The organism is Aurantiacibacter xanthus (assembly GCF_003584015.1).
GTDB lineage: Bacteria > Pseudomonadota > Alphaproteobacteria > Sphingomonadales > Sphingomonadaceae > Alteraurantiacibacter > Alteraurantiacibacter xanthus.
In genome coordinates this window covers 39,480-63,021 of record NZ_QXFM01000140.1, presented here as the reverse complement: position 1 = coordinate 63,021, position 23,542 = coordinate 39,480, and the positions used below count along the sequence as shown (strand labels likewise).

The window sequence follows — 23,542 nt, the reverse complement described above, 5'->3', positions numbered from 1 at the left end:
GACGCGTTGAAGTCTTGAAAGTGGGTGTATTAACATCATAATACCCCTGCAAAGTAGTTCGCGCGCGCCGGAGGGGATGTCCGGTGCGCTCCGCAAGAAAGGGAATACCATGGCTCCTACCCAGAAGACCGACGCTCCCAAGCCCGCCACCGCCGTTGCTGTAACCGCACCCGATCCGACCTCCACCGCCGGTACGGAAGAGGCGAAGTCGCGCTTCAACGCCGCGATTGGCGAGGCGAAGGCCGGTGCCGCTGCGCTCAAGAGCGAAGCGAGCGCGCGGGGCCATGACATGGCTGACGATGCGCTGGCCCGCGCGGGCGAACTGGCCGTTGAAGGAAAGGCCAAGGCGAGCGATGCGCTTGTCAGCCTGTCCAAGCTGGTCGACGAAAATGCTGCCGCCATCGACGAGAAATTCGGCGCCAAATATGGCGACTACGCTCGCCGCGCTTCGGGCTACCTGACGGATTCGGCAAAGACGCTGAACGACAAGAGCTACGAAGAGTTGGGCGAGGATGCGCGCGAAGCCATCCGCAAGAGCCCCGCGACCGCTGTCGGCATTGCCGCGCTTGCCGGTTTCCTGGTCTCGCGTCTGTTCCGCCGCTGACGCGTGGTTGCCAGCACGCCTGATCCATCCGCACCGCCCCGGCCCGATTCCGACGATCAGCCGGGGCCCACGCAGCAAGGCTCGGCGGGGGGCGACCCCGACGAGTCCTTTGCGCGTGTGCTCGCCGACGATATCGGGGCGCTCGTCAGCGATGCGTTCAACTATTTCGATGCCGAGATTGCCTTCCAGAAGACGCGCGTGCGCCTTGCAGGCAATCGGCTTATCGCGGCAATTGCGCTCGGGGTTGTCGCGCTTGTGCTCGTGCTGCTCGCAGCGGTCGGCCTGACCGTTGGCCTGCTGATTGCGCTGATCCCTCTGGTAACGGCATGGGGCGCGACGGCGATTGTCGTCGGCATCCTGTTGCTGCTGGCCTGGGTGGCGGTGCTCGGGGCGAAGGGGGCAATCGGTTCGATCCGGCGCGCCTTTGCGCCCGGCGATGCGGCAGCGGAGGATCGCCCCGATGCCTGACCTCGAACTGCAATTGCGCGAGGACCGCATGCTGCGCGATGCCGCGCGCGCGCTTGTCCTTGCCGATATTGCGCACCTCAAACGCGAACTGGACCCGGACTCGCCGCCTGGCCCCGACATGACCAGCCGCGCGCGCGATCTTGCTGACGACACCCGCGACTATGTCGCCGGTCACCGGTGCCAGCTTGGGACCGTGATCGCCGCGCTGGTGGCTGCCATCGCCTTGTGGATCTTCCGCGAACCGCTCGCCGCCATGGTGCGCGAAATGTTTGCGGACGACGAGGAAAGCGATGACGAGGCCGCCCACGACAGCGCGGAACAAGCGGACGACACCGATCGTTCGCCAGATGAACCTGAAATTCCAGCGGAGACACAAGCATGAGCGATGACAAGCGCGCTGCTCTCAAAGAGCGGATCGAAGCAGCCCAGGAGAGCGAGGCTGCGCGCCGCGCCCGCAAGCTGGGCGATAGCGCCAAGGCCGGGGCCGTCGAGGCGAAGGACAAGTTTACCGCCTTTGCCAAGGAGCACCCGGTCGCCACGGTGGCTGGCGGCGTCGTGGCGGGCGTGTTGATCGCCAGCCTGTTCAAGGGGCCGCGCCGGGCGGCTGCGCGCACCGGTGTGAAGGCCGCTGGCCTTGCCTCGGTCGGCAGCGAGATCGCGCTGGGCTTCCTGTCCGAGCTGCGCGACAGCGCCGGGCACGCAGGCGAGGAAGGCAAACGCAAGCTGACCGACCTCGGTGACAGTGCCGGCGACGCCGTGCGCAGGGTGGGCCGCGAGGCGAGCTATCGCGCGGGCAATGCCGGCGACAGCGCACGGATCGCCGGGCGCGAGGTAACCAAGACGATCATGCGGGCGCTCAAGCGGCACTAGGCGCGGGGGCAAGGCCAATTGCGATCTTGCACCATTCGAGCCAGACGATAGAGCGGAGCGCAATCCTCTCCCTCTCCTCTATCAGAAAGGCCGCCCTTCATGCCCACGTCCGAACAACTTCTGCACCTCGTCATCGGTGGCCGGGTAAAAGATCCGCGCACGGTCGAGTTTCAGGATCTGAAGGACATCCACGTTGTCGGCTTCTATCCCGATTTCGCCACCGCGCAGGAAGCCTGGCGCGGTTGGGCGCAGCGGACGGTCGACGATGCGGAGATGAAATATGTGATCGTGCATCTGCACAAGCTGCTCGAACCCTCGCTCGACGGCGAGTGAGCCATACGAAAAGGCCCGGATCGATGTCCGGGCCTTTTTTGTATCAGATGAATTCGATCTTCTCGATCAGGTAGAACTTGTCGCCAGAGGGCACGGTCACTTCGACCTCCTCACCCAACGACTTCCCGATCAGCGCGCGTGCAAGCGGGCTTTCGTAAGAGATGCGGCCCTTCTTGGCGTCGCTCTCGGCCATGCCGACGATCTGGTAGGTCGAAGCCTTCTCGTTCTCGTCGAGCACGGTGACGGTGGCACCGAACACCACCCGGTCGCCCGAAAGCGTGGTCGGGTCGATGATCTGAGCGCGGCTGACCTTGTCCTCGATGTCGGAAATCTGCGCTTCGACCTGGCCCTGCCGCTCCTTCGCGGCATGGTATTCGGCATTTTCCGAAAGATCGCCGTGGGCGCGGGCTTCCTCGATCGCATCGACGATACGCGGACGTTCTTCCCGCAAAGCCTTCAAATCAGCGGTCAGCTTTTCGTAGCCTTCCGCCAGCATCGGCACCTTTTCCATCGTATTCCCTGTCCAGTCCACATTCGCCCGTCAAAGCGGCCCCCTCCGCCCGGATGGCGGAAGAGTGAGCCTGCTTTGTCGGGGAAAGCCTACATTTGTCTACGAGCTATAATAGTCCTGCAACGATCGTACTTCAAGATCGGCGACCTTTACCGAGACAATAGCCTGCGCCGCCGCCGCCGAAGCCGCGGCCGTGGTGTAGTACGGCACCTTCATTTCGAGCGCGGAGGCGCGGATCGACTGGCTGTCCTTGTGGCTCTGCCAACCCTCGGTGGTGTTGAACACCAGCGCCACCTCGCCATCGACGATCCGGTCGACCACATGCGGACGGCCCTGCGCCACCTTGTTGACCAGCTTCACGTCGAGGCCCTGCTCGGCAAGGTAGGCCTGCGTTCCGCCGGTGGCGATGACCGAGAAGCCGGCCTCGATCAGCGCCTTCACCGGGGCGAGGATATGCGGCTTGTCGCTATCCTTGACCGAGACGAACAGCGTGCCGCTTTCGGGCAGGCTCGACCCCTGGCCGATCTGCGACTTGGTGAAGGCGGTGGCGAAATCGCGGTCGATGCCCATCACCTCGCCGGTTGACTTCATTTCCGGCGTCAGCGCCGGGTCCGAGCCGGGGAAGCGCGCGAAGGGGAACACCGCCTCCTTCACCGCGACATAGTCCAGCTCGCGCTTGATCGGCGGCAGGTCGGCGAGCTTCTCGCCCGCCATCACGCGCGCGGCGATCTTGGCGATCTGCGAGCCGGTGGCCTTGGCGACAAACGGCACCGTGCGGCTCGCGCGCGGGTTCACCTCGATCAGGTAGACCTCGCCGTCCTTCACCGCGAACTGCACGTTCATGAGGCCCCGCACGCCGAGCCCGTTGGCCAGCGCCACGGCCTGACGCTCCATCTCGTCGATGATGTCCTGCGGCAGGCTGTAGGGCGGCAAGCTGCAGGCGCTGTCGCCCGAGTGGACGCCCGCCTCCTCGATGTGCTGCATCACGCCCGCGATCACGACCTGCTCGCCGTCACACAGGGCATCGACGTCGCACTCGATGGCGTCGCGCAGATACTGGTCGACCAGCACCGGGCTGTCACCCGAGACCTGCACCGCGGTGGCGATGTAGTTGGCGAGCTGCTCGTCGGAATCGACGATCTCCATCGCCCGCCCGCCGAGCACGTAGGACGGGCGCAGCAGCACCGGGTAACCGATGCGGTGCGCCACGGCGAGCGCCTCTTCGCCGCTGTGGGCGATGCCGTTTTCGGGTTGCTTGAGGTCCAGCTTGTCCACCAGCTTGGCGAAGCGTTCGCGGTCTTCGGCAAGGTCGATGGCGTCGGGCGTGGTGCCGAGGATCGGAATACCAGCCTTCTCCAGCGCACCCGCGAGCTTGAGCGGAGTCTGCCCGCCGAACTGCACGATCACGCCTTTGAGCGTGCCCTTGCTCTGCTCCACCCGCAGGATTTCGAGCACATCCTCGGCGGTGAGCGGCTCGAAATAGAGCCGGTCGGAGGTGTCGTAGTCGGTCGAGACGGTCTCGGGGTTGCAGTTGACCATGATCGTCTCATAGCCCGCATCGGCCAGCGCGAAGCAGGCGTGGACGCAGCAATAGTCGAACTCGATGCCCTGCCCGATCCGGTTCGGACCGCCACCAAGGATCACCACCTTCTCGCGCTCGGAGGGGAACGCCTCGTCTTCGGGCGTGCCGAAGCTCGGGGCCTCGTAGGTCGAATACATGTAGGGCGTGATCGCCTCGAACTCGGCGGCGCAGCTGTCGATGCGCTTGAACACCGGGAACACGCCGAGCTTGTGGCGCAGCGCGCGCACCTCGTCCTCGCTGGTGGCCCCGGCCATGGCGCGCAGGGCGTCGTGCAGCAGGCCCGAGCGCTTGGCCTGGGTCTCGGCCAGCCCGCCCGCGACATTGACCGAGCGCACCGCCAGCGTGGCCAGCCGCTTGTCGGAGAAGCCCATCGCCTTCAGCTTGCGCAGGCCCTCGGCATCGTTCGGCAGGCCGTCGGTGGCGATGGCCTTCTCCGCCGCGATGATTTCCTCGATGTGGCGCAGGAACCAGCGGTCATAGTGGGTGATCGCGTGGATTTCCTCGACCGTGAACCCCTCGCGGAAGGCCTGCGCGACACAGAGCAGGCGCTCGGGCGTGGCGCGGCTGAGCGCGGCGGTGATGACATCGCGGCTCGCGCCCTCGATCTCGACCACGCGGTTGAACCCGTCGAGCCCGGTTTCGAGCCCGCGCAGCGCCTTCTGCATCGATTCCTTGATGTTGCGCCCGATTGCCATCACCTCGCCGACCGACTTCATCGCGGTCGACAGCAGCGGCTCGGCGCCCTTGAACTTCTCGAAGGCGAAGCGCGGGATCTTGGTCACGACATAGTCGATGGTCGGCTCGAAGCTGGCGGGCGTCGCGCCGGTGATCTCGTTGGTGATCTCGTCGAGCGTGTAACCCACCGCCAGCTTGGCGGCGACGCGGGCGATGGGGAAGCCCGTCGCCTTCGAGGCCAGCGCCGAACTGCGCGACACGCGCGGGTTCATCTCGATCACGATCAGGCGGCCATCGGCGGGATTGACCGCGAACTGCACGTTCGAGCCGCCCGTCTCCACGCCGATCTCGCGCAGCACCGCGATGCTGGCGTTGCGCATGATCTGGTATTCCTTGTCGGTCAGCGTCAGCGCCGGGGCGACGGTGATGGAGTCACCCGTGTGGACGCCCATCGGATCGACGTTCTCGATCGAGCAGATGATGATCGCGTTGTCCTTGCGGTCGCGCACCACCTCCATCTCGTACTCTTTCCAGCCGAGCAGCGATTCCTCGATCAGCACCTCGGTGGTGGGGCTGGCGTCGAGGCCCGAGCGCACGATGGCTTCGAACTCGGCCTTGTTATAGGCGATGCCGCCGCCGGTGCCGCCCATGGTGAAGGAGGGGCGGATGATCGAAGGCAGGCCGGTGCGTTCGAGAATTTCGAACGCCTCGTCCATCGAGTGGGCGACGCCGCTGCGCGCCGATTCCAGCCCGATCTTGTCCATCGCCTCGCGGAAGCGCTGGCGGTTCTCCGCCTTGTCGATGGCATCGGCCTTGGCCCCGATCATCTCGACGCCGTGCTCGGCCAGCACGCCCATTTCCTCCAGCCGCAGCGCGCAGTTCAGTGCGGTCTGTCCGCCCATGGTGGGCAGCAGCGCGTCGGGCTTTTCCTTGGCGATGATTTTCGCGACGATCTCGGGCGTGATCGGCTCGACATAGGTGGCGTCGGCCATGTCCGGGTCGGTCATGATTGTGGCCGGGTTCGAGTTGACCAGGATGACGCGGTAGCCATCCTCCTTCAGCGCCTTGATGGCCTGGGTGCCGGAGTAGTCGAACTCGCAGGCTTGGCCGATGATGATCGGGCCGGCACCGATGACGAGGATCGAGGAGATGTCAGTACGTTTGGGCATCAGGAGGGGATTTCCGTAAGGGTGTCTAGCGAAGTGGCGGCGGCGGGATCGGCCTCAGCCGGTGCTGCAAGCGCGAGCACGAAGCTGGTGTGGCGATCCACATATTGAAAGAAGTTCTGGCGGGCGACCTGCCCGTCGCGCAGGAACTGGCAGGTTTCACGCAGGTTCACGAGCTGGGTGCCGGTGCGCACGGCGATATAGCTGCGCACTTCATAGCGCAGCGGATCGCGGCGACGGCCGAGCACGTCGAACCGGCTGGAGAGGGCGTTGGCCTCGGTGCGGGTGTCGATCTCGGTGAAATCGCCGAGCGAGCCTTGCTGGTGTTCGGCCTTGTAGATGGCGGACTGGTCGGCCCAGGTGGCGCGCATCGGCGCGCGCTCGGCAGCGGCGCGGCACTCCATGCGCCCGGCGATGACCTGCTCGTTTTTGGTGAACTGGAGCGGACGCCAGAAGCTGGCGACGAAGGTCGAGCCGTCGTCGGCGGGTAGCAGTTCCACGCCGCCCTCGCCCGCGAAGACCACGCCCTCGATCAGGGTTACGGCCTGTGGGGCGATGTCCTGGGCGGCGGCGGGGGTGGTGATGAGGGTTAGTGCGGCGAGCGCCGTACCCCCACCCCCAACCCCTCCCCACGGGGAGGGGAGTTTGCGTCGCGATACGGCTGCGGTTACGTTTAGCCCCTTCCCTTGAGGGAAGGGGTTGGGGATGGGTGTGCGAGCATGGCCAAAAAGCGTCTGACCAACCTTGCGCGCGATCTTCGCAACAACCCGACCGAAGCCGAACAGCGCCTGTGGTCGCACCTGCGCGCGAGCCAGTTCTGCGGCGCGAAGTTCACTCGCCAGTTCCCGGTCGGCGACTTCATCGCCGACTTCGCCTGCCGCTCGCTGCGCCTCGCCATCGAGTGCGACGGCGGGCAGCACAGCGCCAGCGACGCCGATACGAACCGAACGCGCATCATCGCGGCGTACGGCTACCGCGTGCTGCGCTTCTGGAACCACGATATCCTCGCCAACACCCAAGGCGTGCTGCAAGTGATCGCGGACGAAATCGCCCTCGCGCGCAACCGGACTCCCCTTCCCTGAAGGGAAGGGGTTGGGGGATGGGTGTGCGAGGTTCGAAGTGTGGCGCTGCAATATCAACGTGGAAACCCCCATCCCCGGCCCTTCCCCGAGGGGAAGGGAGTCTTGGGAGGTGGTCAGGTGATCGCTCACCCCAACATCCCCACAAACTTCTCGAACAGGTAAAAACTATCCTGCGGCCCCGGCGAGGCCTCGGGGTGATACTGCACCCCAAATGCCTTCTTGCCCGCAATCGCGATCCCGCAGTTCGAGCCGTCGAACAGCGACACATGCGTCTGCTCCACGCCCGCGGGCAGGCTGTCGGCATCGACCGCAAAACCGTGGTTCATCGAGGTGATCTCGACCAGACCCGTGGTCTCGCCCCAGCCCTCGCCCACGCGCTGGACCGGGTGGTTCGCGCCGCGGTGGCCCTGGTGCATCTTCACCGTCTTCGCGCCTGCCGCCAGGGCCAGCATCTGGTGGCCGAGGCAGATCCCGAACAGCGGCATGTCCGCATCGAGCAGCGCCTTGATCACCGGCACCGCATATTCGCCCGTCGCCGCCGGATCGCCGGGGCCGTTCGAGAGGAACACGCCTGCAGGCTTTAGCGCCATGATGGCGTCGTAAGAGGTTTGCGCCGGAACCACCGTCACCCTGGCGCCAGCGCGCACGAGGTTGCGGAAGATGTTGTCCTTCGCGCCATAGTCGATGGCGACGACGTGCGGCCTGTCACCAACACCCGCAGAATGGTAACCATGCCCGAGCTGCCAGTAAGAACCGTTCCAGCTCTCCTCACCGCTGCGGGTCACACCCACGGCAAGGTCCATGCCCTCAAGACCCGGCCAGCCCTGCGCCTTGCCGAGCAGCGCATCGAGATCGAACTTGCCCTCAGGACTGTGGGCGATCACCGCGTTGGGCGCGCCGCTCATGCGGATGCGGCGGGTCAGCGCGCGGGTGTCGACGCCCGACAGGCCGATCTTGCCCTTGGCCTTCATCCACTCGACGAACTCGACCTCGGAGCGGAAGTTGCTCTGCAAGGTCACGTCCTCGCGCACCACGCAGCCCACCGCGCCCTCGACCGCGCTTTCCACATCCTCGCCGTTGGTGCCGACGTTGCCGATGTGCGGAAAGGTGAAGGTGACGATCTGCGCCGCATAGGAGGGATCGGTCATCACCTCCTGATAGCCGGTCATGGCGGTGTTGAAGCAGACTTCGCCCACCGCATCCCCGGTGGCGCCGAAGCCTTTGCCCCAGATGATCGTTCCATCCGCCAGAACGAGGACGCCCGTGGCTCCGTGTGGCGCAGGCGAAGAGGCGGAAAAGGCCATGAATGGGCTCCCGTAGAAAGGTTGATACCGGCGATGTCGCTAAGCCTGAGCCGCTAGGGACAACGTGACCCCGCGTCAAGCGCAAGACTTGGATTTGCTGCGCGCGGCGCTACCTAGGCCGCGAACAGTCCACAGGAATGACATCATGCTCAGGGATACGATCAAGACCGAAACCGTCGCCGCGATGAAGGCGAAAGACAAGGAACGCACCGCCGCGCTCCGCCTGATTGCCGCCAAAATCAAGGACCGCGACATCGAACTTCGCACCGCCGAGGCTCCGGCTGACGACGATGCGATGGTCGTGGATGTGCTGCAGAAGATGGCCAAGCAGCGCCGCGAATCGATCCAGATGTATCAGGACGGCGGCCGCACCGAGCTGGCCGAGCAGGAACAGGCCGAGCTGGCCGTGATCGAGGAATTTTTGCCCCAGCAGATGAGCGAGGCCGAAACCATGGCCGCCATCGAATCGATCAAGGCCGAGGTCGGCGCCGAGGGCATGAAGGACATGGGCAAGGTCATGGCCGAGCTGAAGGCGCGCCATGGCAAGGAGCTCGACATGGGCAAGGCGAGTGGCTGGGTGAAGGCTTCGCTTAGCTAGGCGCATGGCCTCTCGACTTCGCTCGAGGCGAACGGATAGTGTTCAGAGCAACACCCCCCCGTTCGTGTCGAGCGAAGTCGAGACACGGAAAGTCGAGACACGTTGGAGCGCAAGCCATGGCCTTCTGGTGCTACATCCTCAAATGCGCCGACGGCAAATACTACACCGGCCATACTGATGATCTGGACCGAAGACTGGCCGAGCACCAACACGGGGGATACTGCCGCTTCACCAGCACCCGCAGACCAGTGCGCCTGATCTGGGCGCAGGACTTTCCAACGCGTCACGAAGCGCTGGACAGCGAGCTGCGCGTAAAGAAATGGTCCCGCGCGAAGAAGGAGGCTCTGGCGCGCTCAGACTGGGACGCATTGTCCCACTTCGCGAAGCCTCCGTCCGAACGTTCCACAGCTGGTCCACCGGAAGGTGTCTCGACTGCGCTCGACACGAACGGATGTGGTGGCGCATAGGCGTCCGATGGCGCTTTCCCCGCAATGGCTGGATGAACTCAAGACGCGGACCACGCTGTCCGCGTTGATCATGCGCACCACCAAGCTCACCCGCGCGGGCAACGAGTGGAAGGCCTGCTGCCCGTTCCATCAGGAGAAGTCGCCCAGCTTCTACGTCAACGACGCCAAGGGCTTCTATCACTGCTTCGGCTGTCAGGCCCACGGCAGCGCCATCGACTGGATGATGCAGCAGCACGGGCTGGAGTTCATGGACGCGGTGAAGGAACTCGCCGCCGCTGCCGGAATGGACGTCCCTGCCCCCGATCCGCGCGCCGTCCGCCGTGCCGAGGAGCGCGCCTCGCTGCACGATGTGATGCAGGCAGCGCAGGAATGGCTGGTGGCGAACCTGCGCCAACCGGTTGGCAGCAACGCGCGCGACTATCTCGCCTCGCGCGGGTTTTCCGAGGCTGTCTGCCGCGAATTCGGCTTTGGCTATGCCCCCGACGAGCGGCAGGCGCTGAAGCAGGCACTGGGAAAATTCGAAGAGCCGATGCTGATCGAGGCAGGGCTGCGCATCGCCGTCGATGACAAGGAGCCCTACGACCGCTTCCGCGACCGCCTGATGCTCCCCATTCAGGATGCGCGCGGGCGGGTGATCGCGTTCGGCGGGCGTATTCTCGAAAAGCGGGAGGGTGCGCCCAAGTATCTCAACAGCCCCGACACCCCGCTGTTCGACAAGAGCCGCACGCTTTACAACCTCCACCGCGCCGCCCCCGCCGCGCGCAAGAGCGGACGGCTGATCGCGGTCGAAGGCTATATGGACGTGATCGCACTGGTGGCAGCGGGCTTTGCCGAGGCGGTCGCACCGATGGGCACGGCGCTTACCGAACCGCAGATCGAGCTGATGTGGCGCGCCTGCGAAAAGCCGGTGCTGTGCTTCGATGGCGACGCGGCGGGACAGCGCGCGGCGATGAAGGCGGTGGTGCGCGCGCTGCCCCTGCTTCGCCCCGGCCATACCTTGCAGATCGTCACCCTGCCCGAAGGCCTCGACCCCGACGACATCATTCGCCAGCGCGGCAAGGCAGCGATGGCCAAGCTGCTGGAGGAGCCACGCTCGATCATCGACCTGATCTGGAGCCACGAGAGTGCGGCCGCCCCCCTCACCTCGCCCGAGGACAAGGCGGGGCTGAAGGCGCGGCTGCTCGGCCATGTCGATACCATCGCCGACAGCGATATTCGCGCGCTCTATCAGCGCGAGCTGCTCGACCGCTACAGCGCCTTCGCCTTCCCCCCGCGCGAGGCACGGCAGGGCAATCGCGGCCCATGGCAGGGCCGCCCCGGTCAGCGACCCGCGGCACCTGCGCGGATGGAGCCGCATCATGCCGCCGCCCTGCGCAAGGCTGCCGAAGGGGCTTCGCGTGACGTGCTGACACGCGCGGTGCTGCATGGATTTCTGCGGCACCGCGAGCTGATTTCCGCCCACACCGACAGCCTGTTCGAACTGGCCCGGGCGCTCCCGCACCTTGCTCCGCTGATTGACAATCTCATCGATAGTACGGAAAGCCTTGAACAGGGCGAAAATTTGCCCATATTCGATCCCGACAGCGTTCCGCCGCCACCGGATAACACCCGTTTCTCCTTCCTCGGTGAAGGATCAGATCCGGTCGAAGTGCGCGAGGACCTTGCCGAAGCAGTTTCGCTGCTGGTCGAAAGGCCAGCGCTGGAGGCTGCAATAAAGGCGGCCACCGCCCGATTCGATGCCGATCCCGAAGGCGCGTTTGCCGAGCAACAGGTGCTTCGCAAACGAAAGCTGGAAATTGAGGAGCGTATCGGGCAGATGGCCAGAAAAAGAGCCGCAGCTTACGCGGTAGAAACACCAACGCCCAACGGTGCCGAGCCATCGGAAGGCGCGAGCGAAACGGAATAAGACACCATTATGGCCACTGACGCCAAGAGCAATGCCAGTGAAGACGCGCCGCTGATCGACCTCAACGAAGCCTCGGTCAAGAAGCTGATCGCGAAAGCCAAGCGCAAGGGCTACATCACCTATGATGAGCTGAACGAAGCTCTGCCGCAGGGCGAGATGTCGTCGGACCAGATCGAGGATATCCAGTCCGCGCTCTCCGAGATGGGCGTGCAGATCGTCGAGAACGCCGAGGAAGCCGAAGACGAGGACGGCGACAACGTCGAGGAAATCGCGCCGACCGGGTCGGACGATGACGACGATGGCGACGAGGCCAAGCAGAACGTTCCCGAAAAGAAGCGCGCCACCGGCGCGGGCGAACGGACCGACGATCCGGTCCGCATGTACCTGCGCGAAATGGGCGCGGTCGAACTGCTCAGCCGCGAGGGCGAAATCGCCATCGCCAAGCGCATCGAGGCCGGGCGCGACACCATGATCATGGGCCTGTGCGAGAGCCCGATCACCTTCCACGCGATCATCACCTGGTCCGAAGCGCTCAACAACGAGGAAATGCAGCTGCGCGAGATCCTCGATCTCGACGCCATGCTCTCGAAGGAGCCGCCGGTCGACAAGATGGCCGAGGGCGCCGAAGACGACGACGACGGCGAAATCTCGGAAGAAACTGCGGGCCCGACCATCCGTGAGGATGACGACGAGGACGAGGACGAAAGCTCCGAGGACGAGGACGGCGAAGAAGGTTCCTCGCGCCGCCGCGAGGAAGAGGACGAGGAGGACAACACCATGTCCCTCGCCCAGATGGAAGCGGCATTGAAGCCCGACGCCATCGAGCGCTTCGCCCGCATCACCGACCTGTTCAAGAAGTTCGAGAAGCTTCAGGCCGAGCGCGTCGACGTGCTGGGCCGGGGCGAGGACTTCCCGCAGGCCAAGGAAACCAAATACGAAAACCTGCGCGAAGAGCTGACCGCCGAGGTAGAATCGGTGCAGTTCCACGCCACCAAGATCGAATTCCTGGTCGACAACCTCTATGCCTTCAACCGCCGCCTGACCGCTCTTGGCGGGCAGATGCTGCGTCTGGCCGAGCGTCACAAGGTCAAGCGCGTCGATTTCCTCAATGCCTATGTCGGCAACGAGCTGGACGATGCGTGGCTGAAGGACCGCTCCAGGAAGGACAAGAAGTGGGCCGCCTTCGCCGAGAAGGAAGCCGACGCGGTGGAGCGCATCCGGGTCGAGATCGCCGATATCGCCAGCGCCACCGGCATGAGCCTCAACGAGTTCCGCCGCATCGTGAACATGGTGCAGAAGGGCGAGCGCGAGGCGCGTATCGCGAAGAAGGAAATGGTCGAGGCGAACCTGCGCCTCGTGATCTCCATCGCCAAGAAATATACCAACCGCGGCCTGCAATTCCTTGATCTTATTCAGGAAGGCAACATCGGCCTGATGAAGGCGGTCGACAAGTTCGAGTATCGCCGCGGCTACAAGTTCTCCACCTATGCCACCTGGTGGATCAGGCAGGCGATCACCCGCTCGATTGCCGATCAGGCGCGCACCATCCGTATTCCGGTGCATATGATCGAGACGATCAACAAGCTGGTGCGCACCAGCCGCCAGTTCCTGCACGAGCAGGGCCGCGAGCCGACGCCGGAGGAAATGGCCGAGCGTCTCTCCATGCCGCTCGAAAAGGTGCGCAAGGTGATGAAGATCGCCAAGGAGCCGATTTCGCTCGAAACGCCGATCGGCGACGAGGAAGACAGCCACCTGGGCGACTTCATCGAGGACAAGAACGCGATCATCCCGGTCGACGCGGCCATTCAGGCGAACCTGAAGGAAACCGTCACCCGCGTGCTCGCCAGCCTCACCCCGCGTGAAGAGCGCGTGCTGCGCATGCGCTTCGGCATCGGCATGAACACCGATCATACGCTGGAAGAGGTCGGCCAGCAGTTCTCGGTGACGCGCGAACGTATCCGTCAGATCGAGGCCAAGGCGCTGCGCAAGCTCAAGCACCCGAGCCGCAGCCGCAAGATGCGCTCGTTCCTCGACCAGTAATGGATTTAAGGGGCAGCGGGCGGGCGGCGTTCAGGCGTCGCTCGCCCTCCCTGACAGCCGAGCCTCAGCGCAGTCAGCAGCAGGTCAGCGCCACCACGGCAATGCCGTCGGGAGAGCGCTTGGCCTGCTTTTTTCCGCTGTTGAGCCGCTTTTCAAGGTGTTCTGTCGAGCAGGGGTTCATGCCTGCCGGAAGGTGCAGCACCGATGCCGAAACGCTGAGCATCGGGAACAGGCGTTCGCTGCCATAGCGGTCAAGCGCGACGATGCCGCCACGTTCGCGGTCTTCGGGGCTGTAAAGGCTCGATGCGTCGGATGCGAACCTGGTACGGATGCCTTCGATGACCTTCACGGCTTCGGGCGGCGCTGCTTCCACCGCGAGGAAGAAGTCGTCGCCCCCGATGTGAGCGGCAAAAATATCGCCCCTGCGCGCGAGGTCTTTCAGCTGGTCTGCAAACATCAGCAAGGCCCGGTCGCCCATCACAAAGCCATAGCAGTCGTTGAAGGCCTTGAAGTGGTCGAAGTCGAAGTAGGCGACCGAGGTCTCAGGGCCGGCCTTGGTCAGTTCGCTCAGCTTGTGGGTGATCGCACGGTTGCCGGGCAGCTGCGTCAGCGGATTGGCGTCGCGCGCGATCGAGACAGCGCGGTCGAGCGCCAGCCGCATCAGCGCGTGGTTCGACAGATAGCCGACGTAGGCTCCCTCGTCCGCCAGCAGGATACCGCGCGCCGAATTGGTATCGACATAGCTGTTGAGGATCTGCTCGACCGAGCCGGTGGCATCGGCAATCGGACAGTTGCGCACGAAGGTGCCGATCAGCGGTGCCGAGGCCTTGTTGGCCATCAGCGCGCGCCCGAATTCCGAGCTGCGATAAGTGAAGAAGTCCTCCTCGTAGACGACGCCGATCAGCATGCCGGTATCGTCAACCGTGGGGGCCAGCGGCATGTCCGGGTGGTCCTCGAAGAAGGTTTCGAGCCTGCGTAGCGAATCGCTGGCAAGCACCGGCGGCGTCTTGTTGAGCCACAGGCTGACATCTTCCTCCATCTCCGCATTGGCTACCTGCGCAACGCAGCGGGTGTAGTCCTGAGTCAGCTTGCCCAGTTCTGTTGTCGGGCGGGCGATGTGGTAACCTTGCGCGAAATCGCAGCCCAGATCGCGGCAGACGCGAAAATCCTCCTCGCATTCCACCCCCTCGGCCACCGTCTGGAAACCGAGCGAATGGGCAAGGCCGCACAGTTTTGACACGACCGCCTGCTGGCGCTGGTTGGTGGCGATGGAGTTGATAAAGCTCTGGTCGATCTTCACATAGTTCGGCTCGACCCGCAGCAGCAGATGCAGACCCGACATGCCGGTGCCGAAGTCGTCGAGCGCGGTATGCATCCCGCAGGCCGACAACTGTTTGGAAAGGTCGATCAGATTGGTCCAGTTCTGCAGCTGGTAACGTTCTGAAATTTCGAGACAGATGGCGCCGGGCGGGAGACTTCGCGGACGCAGGAGATCGCGCATCAGTTCGGGCGACAGGCTCTCCCCTTCGTACAGGCGGCCATCGAGATTGCAGAACAGGCGGGTAGAGCCAGCGGCCTCGTAGCGGGCGAATTTGGCAATCGCATTGTCGAGGATCACGCTTTCGGCGCGCTGGAGGTCGGACGTGTCCTGCATCGCTTCGAGCAGGTCGATGATCGAGGCGAATGGCGTTGCATCGGTGCGGGCAAGCGCTTCGAAGCCGTGCACGGCCAGGGTCTTGGTGCTGACAATTGGCTGATAGGCAAAATCGACGCTGGCCACATTCTCCAGCGCCAGCAGCGCCCGCTTCGCGTTTTCGTCTTTCGAGGACGGTCCGGAGACCGTCCCTGCTCGTGCTGTTGCCACGCTGCGACCCTAACCTCATTAGCAGATGAGTATTGCGGGTTAGCTAGATGGTATAGGTAAATGTACGGTGTTCAGTACCTGCGGCAATTACTTAGCTTTGCGTTTCAGGTATCCAAACTGCGCCCTTGATATGGTAAACGAGTCCATCCGCGTTAAGCTTGTAGTGGATGTAGAACTCGACCGGCACGGTCATGCCGACCGGGATCGGCGTCATGCCCGAATAGCCACGCTCATCAAGTTGCTGTTGTGACAGCTCCTGCAAACCGGTGAAGTGGATCACGACATTGGCGACGAAGCCGTCTTGGCCCGGAAAGAACCCGCGGAACTCCACCTCTTCGCGGCAGAACGCGTGGAAGAAGGCATAGAACGCGCGAAAGGCTGGCTTGCCGCGCACGGCGAAGCCGGCGTTTTCGAGCACGAAATCGTCGGTGAAGAAGGCCTCCAGTCCGGCATAATCGCGGGCGTTGAAAGCGGCGATATAGCGGTGATAATCGTCCTCGGTCATGCGGCAGGCTCCTCTCCTGTCCCTGCATATAGGTGAGCGATGGGGTACAAAAGGCTATTTGCGGTAGTCACTGGCCCCAAGTGCTCCTATTGGCTCGCCCAGACGAGTCACTGTCCCGAGAAACAGGTCCGAAGAGTTGCCCATGCGCATAGCCATCGCATCCGATCACGCTGCCTTTGAACTGAAGGCCCTTTTGCGCGACTGGTTGATCGACGAGGGCCACGAGGTCGCCGACCTCGGTCCCGACCGCGACGACCGGGTCGACTACCCCGATTTCGGCTACTTGCTGGCCGACGTCGTCGCCGATGGCACGGCCGAGCGCGGGATTGCGCTGTGCGGCAGCGGGATCGGCATTTCGATCGCGGTCAACCGCAATCCGGCGCTGCGCTGCGCGCTGGTGTCCGAGCCGCTGTCCGCCGCCCTCGCCCGCGAGCACAACGATGCCAACTGCCTCGCGCTCGGCGCGCGGCTGACCGGGATCGACATGGCCAAGGCCTGCATCACCGCTTTCCTCGAAACCGAATTTGGCGGTGGCCGCCATGCCGGTCGCGTCGAAAAACTGTCCCATCCGACCCAAGAGTCCTGATATGTCCACTATTGCAGCCCCCAGCCCTACCGCAGCCCTCAACCGTTTCTGGAGCGAAAGCCTCGAACAGGCCGATCCTGCGGTGTTCGGCACGATCCGCCGCGAGCTGGGCCGCCAGCGCGACCGGATCGAACTGATCGCGAGCGAGAACATCGCCAGCCCCGCGGTGCTCGAAGCGACCGGCTCGATCTTCACCAACAAGTATGCCGAGGGCTATCCGGGCAAGCGCTATTACGGCGGCTGCGAATATGCCGACGAGGTGGAGAACCTCGCCATCGAGCGCGCCAAGCAGCTGTTCGGGTGCAACTTCGCCAACGTGCAGCCCAATTCAGGCAGTCAGATGAACCAGGCGGTGTTCCTTGCCCTGCTCAATCCGGGCGACACCTTCCTCGGACTCGATCTCTCCAGCGGCGGGCACCTCACCCACGGTTCGCCCGTCAACATGAGCGGCAAGTGGTTCAACGCGGTCGCCTATGGCGTGCGCCGCGATGACGAACTGCTCGACATGGATCAGGTTCGCGAGCTGGCGCACAAGCACAAGCCGAAGCTGATCGTCTCGGGCGGCACCGCCTATTCGCGCCTGTGGGACTTCGCCGAGTTCCGCAAGATCGCGGACGAGGTGGGCGCCTATCTGCTGGCCGACATGAGCCACTTCTCCGGCCTCGTGGCGGGCGGGATGCACCCCAGCCCGTTCCCGCACGCCCATATCGTCACCTCGACCACGCACAAATCGATGCGCGGCCCGCGTTCGGGCATCATCCTGTGGAACGACGAGGAACTGACCAAGCCGCTCAACATGGCGGTGTTCCCTGGCCTGCAGGGCGGCCCGTTGATGCATGTGATCGCGGGCAAGGCCGTGGCTTTTGGCGAGGCGCTGCGGCCCGAGTTCAAGACCTATGCCGCCTCCGTGGTCGAAAACGCCAGGGCGCTGGCCGCGAGTCTTGAAGAGAACGGCCTGCGCGTCGTTTCGGGCGGCACCGACAACCACCTGATGCTGGTCGACCTCACTCCCGCCGATGTCACTGGCAAGGCGGCGGAAAAGGGCCTCGATCGCGCGTTCCTCACCTGCAACAAGAACGGCATCCCGTTCGACACCCGCTCGCCCTTCGTGACCAGCGGCATTCGCCTCGGCGCGCCTGCCGGCACCACGCGCGGGTTCGGCCCGGCCGAGTTCCGCAAGATCGGCTCGCTGATCGCGGATGTGGTCCATGGTATGAGCCGCAACGGCGAGGAAGGCGACGCGCAGATCGAAGAGCGGGTGCAGCGTGAAGTCAGCGAAATGTGCGCGGCCTTCCCGGTCTATCCGGGCCGGTAACGGGGCCGCCAATCCATGCGTTGTCCGTTCTGCGCCCACGATAACAGCCAGGTAAAGGACTCGCGCCCGACCGAGGACAACTCGGCGATCCGCCGCCGCCGCCAGTGCGAAAGCTGCGGCGCGCGGTTCACCACCTTCGAGCGCGTGCAACTGCGCGAGGTGACGGTGGTGAAGTCGGGCGACCGGCGCCAACCGTTCGACCGTACCAAGCTGGAACAGTCGGTCACCCTCGCCTGCCGCAAGCGCAGCGTCGAGCCGGAGCGGATCGCTCAGCTCGTGTCAGGCATCCAGCGGCAGGTGGAGACCTCGGGTGAGAGCGAGGTCGCCTCGTCGCGCATCGGCGAGATGGTGATGGAGGGGCTGAAGCAGCTCGATTCGGTCGCCTATATCCGTTTCGCGAGCGTCTACCGAGATTTCTCCGAAGCGCGCGATTTCGAGGAGTTTGCGAGCAGCGTGCAGGATGCGGCCGCCGAGAAGCCGAGGGGCAGGTCCTGAAGTGTTCCGGGCCTATATCCTGCGCTGCTCGGATGGCAGCTATTATGCCGGACATACCGACGATCTTGAGCTGAGGCTGGCGCAGCACCAGTCGGGCGAGCTTGGCGGTTACACGCACGAGCGGCGGCCGGTCGACCTGGTGTGGAGCGCGGAGTTTCCGACCCGCATCGAGGCGCTTGAAGCGGAAAGCACGATCAAGGGCTGGTCGCGCGCCAAGAAGGAAGCGCTGATCCGGGGGGATTGGGCGGCAATCGAGCGATTGGCGCGGCGGCGCGGTTCCTTCGAACGGGGCGGGTCCTTCGAGACGCCTCAGACTTCGTCTTCGGCTCCTCAGGACGAACGGAACTCTATTCCTGCCTCCGTTCGTCCTGAGGAGGGTACGAAGCCGCAGGCTGAGCACCCGTCTCGAAGGACCGAGCAACCCGTCATCGTCCTCGTCCGCCCGCAGCTGGGCGAGAACATCGGCAAGGCCGCGCGCGCGATGCTCAATTTCGGGCTGACCGAGATGCGGCTCGTCGCCCCGCGCGATGGCTGGCCCAATCCCTCGGCAGGCCCCGCTGCTTCGGGCGCAGACATCATTCTTGAACAGGCCAAGGTCTACGACACCACCGCCGAGGCCGTCGCCGACTGCGCCCATGTCTATGCCACCACGGTGCGCAAGCGCGGTGTCACCAAGCCGGTGGTCACGCCCGAGGGTGCGGCGGCGGAAATGGTGCGCGCCGAGGGCCGCTCGGCGGTGCTGTTCGGGCGCGAGGCTTCTGGGCTGGAGACGAGCGATGTCGCCCTCGCCCGCACGATCATCACCGCGCCGATCAATCCCGAGTTCGGCTCGCTCAACCTCGCGCAGGCGGTGATGCTGGTGGTTTACGAGCTGTCCAAGCACGCCGATCTCACCATGCCCACGGTGGAGGAACTGCTCCCCCCTGCCCCGCAGGACGAGCTGGAGGGCCTGATCGGCCATCTCGAAAAACTGCTCCAACCGCGCCGCTATTTCTGGCCTGAAAGCCGCGCCGAGGCCACCCGCCGCACCTTGCGCGGCGTACTCACACGGCCGGGCTGGAATCACCTCGAAGTGCGCACCCTGCGCGGGGTTCTGAGCGCGCTCGAACGGCCCGAGGGCGAGCGCCACCGCGAGGACGACGAGCAATAACTTGACATTGGTCCGCTGGCGGCTATGTGCCCGCCTTCGCGATTGATTGGCTCCGCATCCCGGTGAAGCGGTGGCCGCGTCTGGCAAGTCGGTCAGACGGTGCGATACCGGGTTGAAGCGCTGCCACTGGGGCGGCGATAGCAGATTGAAGGATACGTCTGATGACGAAGCGCACCAGCGCCAAGCACAAACTCGACCGCCGGATGGGCGAAAACATCTGGGGCCGTCCGAATTCGCCGGTCAACAAGCGTTCCTATGGCCCCGGCCAGCACGGCCAGCGCCGCAAGGGCAAGATGAGCGACTATGGCCTGCAGCTGCGCGCCAAGCAGAAGCTCAAGGGCTACTACGGCGACGTCACCGAGAAGCAGTTCCGCCGCACCTACAAGGAAGCGGCCGCGATGAAGGGCGACGCCAGCCAGAACCTGATCGGCCTGCTCGAGCGTCGTCTCGACATGATCGTCTACCGCGCCAAGTTCGCGCCGACGATCTTCGCTGCCCGTCAGATCGTTTCGCACGGCCACATCAAGGTCAACGGCGTGAAGTGCAACATCGCCAGCCGCCGCATCGACGTGGGCGACGTGATCTCGCTGGGCGACAAGGCCAAGGAAATGGCACTGGTGATCGAGGCGCAGAGCCTGCCCGAGCGTGAAATCCCCGAATATGTCGTTCCCGATGGCACCGACAAGGTGACCTTCAATCGCGTGCCGACGCTGGACGAAGTGCCCTACCCGGTGCAGATGGAGCCGAACCTGGTGGTCGAGTTCTACTCGCGCTAAGGTCTGGCGGCTTATTGCCGAACAAAGAAAAAGGGCGGTCCTGCGGGGCCGCCCTTTTCGTTTGGGCGCCGGCTACTCTCCGAGCGCCTGCGTCAGGAACTGGTCGATCGAGGCGAGCATGTCGCGGCGCACATTGCTGTCGTCGAGATAGTGGTCGAGCCCGTCGATTTCCTCATAGGTCACCGTCTTTCCGGCATCGCGCAGGCGGCGCGCCATCAGCCGCGACTGGTTGACGCTGACATTGAGATCGAGCGTGCCGTGGGTAAGGTACACCGGCGCGGCGAAGCGGTCGGCATGTTGCGCGGGGCTGCCGGCGTCGACATGCGGGCCTTCGCCCACGAAGCGGGCAACGGTTCCGGCGGTGGTGTAGCGTCTGGCCTCATCGACCAAATTCTCAAGATCGGCCACAGGCGCGATTGCTGCCACTGCCTGATAGAGATCGGGCGCTACCACCTGCGATTGCAAGGCCGCATAGCCGCCGTAGGACCAGCCGACGATCGCCAGCTTTTCCGGCGTCGCGATGCCTTCCGACAGGAGCCATCGTCCAGCATCGTTTACATCGCCAATGGCGATATCCCAGGACTGGAAGCCATTGTGGCCGAACCATGCGCTGCCATAACCGCTCGACCCACGATAGTTAGGTTGCAGCACCGCATAGCCGCGCGCGGCAAAGAACTGCACGAGCCAGTCAAAGCCCCATTCGTCGCGGGAGCTTGGGCCGCCATGTGGCATCACGATGGCTTTTCCGGTCGCCTCGCCGCCCAGAGGCATGGTGAGATAGGCCGGGATCATCGTGCCATCGGCTGCGGGAAAGCTGACCGGCTGCATCGGCGCCATGTCTCGCCCATCGAGCTGTTCGCGCAACGAAAGCAGCGGCGACAGCTCATTGGTGCGCCGGTCGAGCAGGTAAGTGGTGCCCGGATCGGTGTCGCTCGATGCGATAACCAGCAGCAGCTGTTCGTCGGCCGAGGCATCGGTGATGGTGATGAGAGGGTTGCCCGGCAAGGCGTGCTCGAGTTTGCTGGCAAGGCTGCCCAGATCTTCGTCGAAATAGACAATCTGGCGCTTTTCCGTCGCGAAACTCGCGCCTACGACGCGGCGCTGCCGCCCGATCCGCAGCAACTGATCGATGTCCACGCCCTCGCGTGATGAGAGCAGAACCGGTGCGGCGGCCCCTTCCAGCGGGACCTCGTAGATTGCGTCGTAGTCTCCGGCCTTACCATAGGCATAGGCGATGTTCTGCGCGCTATCGACCGCGACCGGCTTGAAGCTTACGAGGTCGGTGGAGAACTTCTGCCAACCGCCGCCGGTGGCCGGGCGGAAATAGTAGCGCGTCTCGCCCGTGTAGCGGCCCAGGTTGTCAAACGGGCGGACGATCCGCAAGCGCACTGCGCCGGTATCGTCGGCCACATAGGCGGCGGTTTCCCGGTCCGGGCGCTCGACCACCTGGGTATTTCCATTCGTCACATCGACTGCGTCGACGCCGAGTCCGCTACTCTGATTTGACAGGCGGGTGCCCGTCATCGTCTCGGGCACATACTGGCGGGTCATCAGCACGCTGTTCTGTTTGCCGGGGGCATCGAGCGCAATAACCGAGCCACCATCCTGACGCGCCCCTAGCGCGCGGAACGAATCGCGGGCAGTGAGTACCCGCATGTCCGACCCATCGGCAGCGATGGAAACCACACGCGAGTAGCCGGCCAGAACGCCATCAATCGTGGAGATGCCCTCGATGTCGCAGATCAACCGTTCCTCAGTTGCGAAATCGCACCGGCTGAGATGCATCGCAGGATTGTTGAGATAATTGATCGCACGCGGTGTACCATCGCCCGACAGGTCGGCAAGGTAAAGCACATCGGCTGAACCCGGACCCGGCGCGATATAGGCGATCTTCTCGCCAGTGGGCGAAAGGCTGATATCGAGGACACTCGGCCGCGCTCCGAACTGGGTTGCCAGCTCGGCACTATCGGCTTCCTGCGCAAAGACCGGAGCCGCACTGGTCACTGCCATAGCCAAAGTCGTTAGGCTGATTCCCGTCAGCCTGCGAAGAAAAGTTCCAGTCATTGCGCGCCCCTTAACAGTTCAGGGCGAACACTATTCCCGGCTTAGATTTTGGCAAGATAGTCGCGTCGGAAATCAGCGGCAAAAGCAGCAAGGCGCCCCTCGGTAATCGCATCGCGCATAGCCTGCATCAACTGCTGATAGAATGCGAGATTGTGTTCCGTCAGCAGCATCGCGCCGAGAATCTCGCCCGACTTGTGCAGGTGGTGCAGATAGGCGCGGCTGTAGTTCGCGCAGGTGTCGCACGAGCAGCGCTCGTCGAGCGGGGCGGTGTCCTCGGCGTGGCGGGCGTTGCGCAGGTTGACCGGGCCGTTCCAGGTGAACCCTTGCCCGTTGCGGCCCGAGCGCGTCGGCAGCACGCAGTCGAACATGTCGACCCCGCGCTCCACCGCGCCCACAAGGTCGTCGGGCTTGCCCACCCCCATCAGGTAGCGCGGCGCATCCTCGGGCAGTTGCCCCGGCGCGAAGTCGAGCGTGGCGAACATCGCCTCCTGCCCCTCGCCCACCGCCAGACCGCCGATGGCATAGCCGTCGAAGCCAATCTCGCGCAGCGCCTCGGCCGAACGCTGCCGCAACCCTTCGTCCAGCGCTCCCTGCTGAATGCCGAACAGCGCCGCACTCGCCGCATGATCGCCGCCCGCATCGAAGGCGTTGCGGCTGCGCCTGGCCCAGCGCATCGACAGCTCCATGCTGGCCTCGATCTCCTTGAGCGGACGGTCGGCGCGTGGGCATTCGTCGAAGCACATCACGATGTCCGAGCCGAGCAGGCGCTGGATTTCCATGCTCCGCTCGGGGCTGAGCATGTGGCGCGAGCCGTCGATATGGCTCTGGAAGGTCACCCCTTCCTCGGTCAGCTTGCGCAGCGAGGCGAGGCTCATCACCTGATAGCCGCCGCTGTCGGTGAGGATCGGACGGTCCCAGCGCATGAAGCGGTGCAGCCCGCCCAAGCGTGCCACCCGCTCCGCACCGGGGCGCAGCATCAGGTGGTAGGTGTTGCCGAGGATGATATCGGCACCGATCGCGCGCACCGTCTCGGGCTTCATCGCCTTCACGGTGGCGGCGGTGCCGACCGGCATGAAGGCGGGCGTGCGGATTTCGCCGCGACGCATGGCGATGGTGCCGGTGCGGGCCTTGCCGTCGGTGCTGTGGATCGAGAACTGGAAACGTGGTGCTGTCATCTGGTG

General features: G+C 64.4%; 23 protein-coding genes. 15 read left to right on the top strand and 8 right to left on the bottom strand.

Annotated elements, in window-relative coordinates; translation table 11 throughout:
• Positions 1-109 precede the first annotated feature (109 nt).
• The 5 genes from D2V17_RS18455 (at position 110) to D2V17_RS18435 (ending at position 2,275) form a co-directional block, all read left to right on the top strand.
• A complete protein-coding gene (locus D2V17_RS18455) occupies positions 110-604 on the top strand; it encodes a hypothetical protein (protein ID WP_245978807.1) in 495 nt (164 codons plus the stop codon).
• Between the two features lie 3 nt (positions 605-607).
• Positions 608-1,072: a phage holin family protein gene (locus tag D2V17_RS18450; RefSeq protein ID WP_119594628.1), complete on the top strand. Its 465-nt coding sequence runs from the start codon at positions 608-610 to the stop codon at positions 1,070-1,072.
• Positions 1,065-1,454 carry a hypothetical protein gene (locus D2V17_RS18445; RefSeq protein WP_119594627.1) on the top strand — a complete coding sequence of 130 codons (390 nt, stop codon included), beginning with the start codon at positions 1,065-1,067 and terminating at the stop codon, positions 1,452-1,454. The genes D2V17_RS18450 and D2V17_RS18445 overlap by 8 nt, the downstream gene beginning before the upstream one ends.
• The gene (locus tag D2V17_RS18440; protein WP_119594626.1) at positions 1,451-1,942 is read left to right on the top strand and encodes a hypothetical protein; all 492 of its coding nucleotides are present in this window, start codon (positions 1,451-1,453) and stop codon (positions 1,940-1,942) included. Before D2V17_RS18445 ends, D2V17_RS18440 begins: the two co-directional genes overlap by 4 nt.
• 99 nt (positions 1,943-2,041) lie before the next feature.
• Positions 2,042-2,275, top strand: coding sequence for a DUF4170 domain-containing protein (locus D2V17_RS18435; RefSeq protein WP_119594625.1), 234 nt, complete (start codon positions 2,042-2,044; stop codon positions 2,273-2,275).
• A 43-nt stretch (positions 2,276-2,318) separates the two neighbouring features.
• On the opposite strand, the gene greA is transcribed toward D2V17_RS18435, so the two are convergent.
• The 3 genes from greA to D2V17_RS18420 all read right to left on the bottom strand — a co-directional run bounded on the left by greA (position 2,319) and on the right by D2V17_RS18420 (position 6,733).
• The gene (gene greA, locus D2V17_RS18430) at positions 2,319-2,786 is read right to left on the bottom strand and encodes a transcription elongation factor GreA (protein ID WP_119594624.1); all 468 of its coding nucleotides are present in this window, start codon (positions 2,784-2,786) and stop codon (positions 2,319-2,321) included.
• 99 nt (positions 2,787-2,885) lie between these two features.
• Positions 2,886-6,212, bottom strand: a complete 3,327-nt coding sequence (carB, locus tag D2V17_RS18425) for a carbamoyl-phosphate synthase large subunit (protein WP_119594623.1) — start codon at positions 6,210-6,212, stop codon at positions 2,886-2,888.
• Positions 6,212-6,733: a hypothetical protein gene (locus tag D2V17_RS18420; protein WP_119594622.1), complete on the bottom strand. Its 522-nt coding sequence runs from the start codon at positions 6,731-6,733 to the stop codon at positions 6,212-6,214. Before D2V17_RS18420 ends, carB begins: the two co-directional genes overlap by 1 nt.
• 195 nt (positions 6,734-6,928) lie before the next feature.
• Between D2V17_RS18420 and D2V17_RS18415 the strand changes: the two genes are divergently transcribed.
• On the top strand, positions 6,929-7,291 hold the full coding sequence (locus D2V17_RS18415; RefSeq protein ID WP_119594621.1) for an endonuclease domain-containing protein: 363 nt from the start codon (positions 6,929-6,931) through the stop codon (positions 7,289-7,291).
• A 125-nt stretch (positions 7,292-7,416) separates the two neighbouring features.
• Here the strand turns inward: D2V17_RS18415 and carA are convergent, their stop codons facing one another.
• Entirely contained in the window at positions 7,417-8,595 is a 1,179-nt protein-coding gene (carA, locus tag D2V17_RS18410; protein ID WP_119594620.1) for a glutamine-hydrolyzing carbamoyl-phosphate synthase small subunit, read from the bottom strand.
• A gap of 145 nt (positions 8,596-8,740) precedes the next feature.
• On the opposite strand from carA, the gene D2V17_RS18405 reads away from it, so the two are divergent.
• The 4 genes from D2V17_RS18405 to rpoD all read left to right on the top strand — a co-directional run bounded on the left by D2V17_RS18405 (position 8,741) and on the right by rpoD (position 13,606).
• Positions 8,741-9,193: a GatB/YqeY domain-containing protein gene (locus tag D2V17_RS18405; RefSeq protein ID WP_119594619.1), complete on the top strand. Its 453-nt coding sequence runs from the start codon at positions 8,741-8,743 to the stop codon at positions 9,191-9,193.
• Positions 9,194-9,309: 116 nt separating this feature from the next.
• Positions 9,310-9,660 carry a GIY-YIG nuclease family protein gene (locus D2V17_RS18400; protein WP_119594618.1) on the top strand — a complete coding sequence of 117 codons (351 nt, stop codon included), beginning with the start codon at positions 9,310-9,312 and terminating at the stop codon, positions 9,658-9,660.
• A 7-nt stretch (positions 9,661-9,667) separates the two neighbouring features.
• The gene (dnaG, locus tag D2V17_RS18395; RefSeq protein WP_119594617.1) at positions 9,668-11,566 is read left to right on the top strand and encodes a DNA primase; all 1,899 of its coding nucleotides are present in this window, start codon (positions 9,668-9,670) and stop codon (positions 11,564-11,566) included.
• A gap of 9 nt (positions 11,567-11,575) precedes the next feature.
• Positions 11,576-13,606, top strand: coding sequence for an RNA polymerase sigma factor RpoD (rpoD, locus tag D2V17_RS18390; protein WP_119594616.1), 2,031 nt, complete (start codon positions 11,576-11,578; stop codon positions 13,604-13,606).
• 73 nt (positions 13,607-13,679) lie between these two features.
• Here rpoD and D2V17_RS18385 read toward each other — a convergent pair whose 3' ends face one another.
• Both D2V17_RS18385 and D2V17_RS18380 read right to left on the bottom strand, forming a co-directional pair.
• A complete protein-coding gene (locus D2V17_RS18385) occupies positions 13,680-15,470 on the bottom strand; it encodes a bifunctional diguanylate cyclase/phosphodiesterase (RefSeq protein WP_119594615.1) in 1,791 nt (596 codons plus the stop codon).
• 91 nt (positions 15,471-15,561) lie between these two features.
• Complete coding sequence (locus D2V17_RS18380; RefSeq protein WP_119594614.1) at positions 15,562-15,975, bottom strand: nuclear transport factor 2 family protein; 414 nt, start codon at positions 15,973-15,975, stop codon at positions 15,562-15,564.
• 142 nt (positions 15,976-16,117) lie between these two features.
• Between D2V17_RS18380 and rpiB the strand changes: the two genes are divergently transcribed.
• The 5 genes from rpiB (at position 16,118) to rpsD (ending at position 20,297) form a co-directional block, all read left to right on the top strand.
• Complete coding sequence (gene rpiB / locus D2V17_RS18375; RefSeq protein WP_119594613.1) at positions 16,118-16,561, top strand: ribose 5-phosphate isomerase B; 444 nt, start codon at positions 16,118-16,120, stop codon at positions 16,559-16,561.
• Position 16,562: 1 nt separating this feature from the next.
• Positions 16,563-17,876, top strand: coding sequence for a serine hydroxymethyltransferase (gene glyA, locus D2V17_RS18370; protein WP_119594612.1), 1,314 nt, complete (start codon positions 16,563-16,565; stop codon positions 17,874-17,876).
• 15 nt (positions 17,877-17,891) lie between these two features.
• A complete protein-coding gene (nrdR, locus tag D2V17_RS18365; RefSeq protein WP_119594611.1) occupies positions 17,892-18,371 on the top strand; it encodes a transcriptional regulator NrdR in 480 nt (159 codons plus the stop codon).
• On the top strand, positions 18,337-19,521 hold the full coding sequence (locus tag D2V17_RS18360) for a TrmJ/YjtD family RNA methyltransferase (RefSeq protein ID WP_119594610.1): 1,185 nt from the start codon (positions 18,337-18,339) through the stop codon (positions 19,519-19,521). Before nrdR ends, D2V17_RS18360 begins: the two co-directional genes overlap by 35 nt.
• 161 nt (positions 19,522-19,682) lie before the next feature.
• The gene (gene rpsD, locus D2V17_RS18355) at positions 19,683-20,297 is read left to right on the top strand and encodes a 30S ribosomal protein S4 (RefSeq protein WP_119594609.1); all 615 of its coding nucleotides are present in this window, start codon (positions 19,683-19,685) and stop codon (positions 20,295-20,297) included.
• Between the two features lie 72 nt (positions 20,298-20,369).
• On the opposite strand, the gene D2V17_RS18350 is transcribed toward rpsD, so the two are convergent.
• Both D2V17_RS18350 and tgt read right to left on the bottom strand, forming a co-directional pair.
• Positions 20,370-22,307, bottom strand: coding sequence for an alpha/beta hydrolase family protein (locus D2V17_RS18350; RefSeq protein ID WP_245978805.1), 1,938 nt, complete (start codon positions 22,305-22,307; stop codon positions 20,370-20,372).
• A 95-nt stretch (positions 22,308-22,402) separates the two neighbouring features.
• The gene (gene tgt, locus D2V17_RS18345) at positions 22,403-23,536 is read right to left on the bottom strand and encodes a tRNA guanosine(34) transglycosylase Tgt (protein WP_119594607.1); all 1,134 of its coding nucleotides are present in this window, start codon (positions 23,534-23,536) and stop codon (positions 22,403-22,405) included.
• Positions 23,537-23,542: the final 6 nt, after the last annotated feature.

What these genes read in the sequence shown, in the direction of transcription:
- rpiB (WP_119594613.1), top strand. Translation starts at nt 16,118, where the DNA reads ATGCGCATAGCCATCGCATCCGATCACGCTGCCTTTGAACTGAAGGCC.
- carB (WP_119594623.1), bottom strand. Translation starts at nt 6,212, where the DNA reads ATGCCCAAACGTACTGACATCTCCTCGATCCTCGTCATCGGTGCCGGC.
- greA (WP_119594624.1), bottom strand. Translation starts at nt 2,786, where the DNA reads ATGGAAAAGGTGCCGATGCTGGCGGAAGGCTACGAAAAGCTGACCGCT.
- D2V17_RS18440 (WP_119594626.1), top strand. Translation starts at nt 1,451, where the DNA reads ATGAGCGATGACAAGCGCGCTGCTCTCAAAGAGCGGATCGAAGCAGCC.
- tgt (WP_119594607.1), bottom strand. Translation starts at nt 23,536, where the DNA reads ATGACAGCACCACGTTTCCAGTTCTCGATCCACAGCACCGACGGCAAG.
- D2V17_RS18400 (WP_119594618.1), top strand. Translation starts at nt 9,310, where the DNA reads ATGGCCTTCTGGTGCTACATCCTCAAATGCGCCGACGGCAAATACTAC.
- carA (WP_119594620.1), bottom strand. Translation starts at nt 8,595, where the DNA reads ATGGCCTTTTCCGCCTCTTCGCCTGCGCCACACGGAGCCACGGGCGTC.
- glyA (WP_119594612.1), top strand. Translation starts at nt 16,563, where the DNA reads ATGTCCACTATTGCAGCCCCCAGCCCTACCGCAGCCCTCAACCGTTTC.
- D2V17_RS18405 (WP_119594619.1), top strand. Translation starts at nt 8,741, where the DNA reads ATGCTCAGGGATACGATCAAGACCGAAACCGTCGCCGCGATGAAGGCG.
- dnaG (WP_119594617.1), top strand. Translation starts at nt 9,668, where the DNA reads ATGGCGCTTTCCCCGCAATGGCTGGATGAACTCAAGACGCGGACCACG.
- D2V17_RS18380 (WP_119594614.1), bottom strand. Translation starts at nt 15,975, where the DNA reads ATGACCGAGGACGATTATCACCGCTATATCGCCGCTTTCAACGCCCGC.
- D2V17_RS18445 (WP_119594627.1), top strand. Translation starts at nt 1,065, where the DNA reads ATGCCTGACCTCGAACTGCAATTGCGCGAGGACCGCATGCTGCGCGAT.
- D2V17_RS18435 (WP_119594625.1), top strand. Translation starts at nt 2,042, where the DNA reads ATGCCCACGTCCGAACAACTTCTGCACCTCGTCATCGGTGGCCGGGTA.
- D2V17_RS18455 (WP_245978807.1), top strand. Translation starts at nt 110, where the DNA reads ATGGCTCCTACCCAGAAGACCGACGCTCCCAAGCCCGCCACCGCCGTT.
- D2V17_RS18415 (WP_119594621.1), top strand. Translation starts at nt 6,929, where the DNA reads ATGGCCAAAAAGCGTCTGACCAACCTTGCGCGCGATCTTCGCAACAAC.
- nrdR (WP_119594611.1), top strand. Translation starts at nt 17,892, where the DNA reads ATGCGTTGTCCGTTCTGCGCCCACGATAACAGCCAGGTAAAGGACTCG.
- rpsD (WP_119594609.1), top strand. Translation starts at nt 19,683, where the DNA reads ATGACGAAGCGCACCAGCGCCAAGCACAAACTCGACCGCCGGATGGGC.
- rpoD (WP_119594616.1), top strand. Translation starts at nt 11,576, where the DNA reads ATGGCCACTGACGCCAAGAGCAATGCCAGTGAAGACGCGCCGCTGATC.
- D2V17_RS18360 (WP_119594610.1), top strand. Translation starts at nt 18,337, where the DNA reads ATGCGGCCGCCGAGAAGCCGAGGGGCAGGTCCTGAAGTGTTCCGGGCC.
- D2V17_RS18350 (WP_245978805.1), bottom strand. Translation starts at nt 22,307, where the DNA reads ATGGCAGTGACCAGTGCGGCTCCGGTCTTTGCGCAGGAAGCCGATAGT.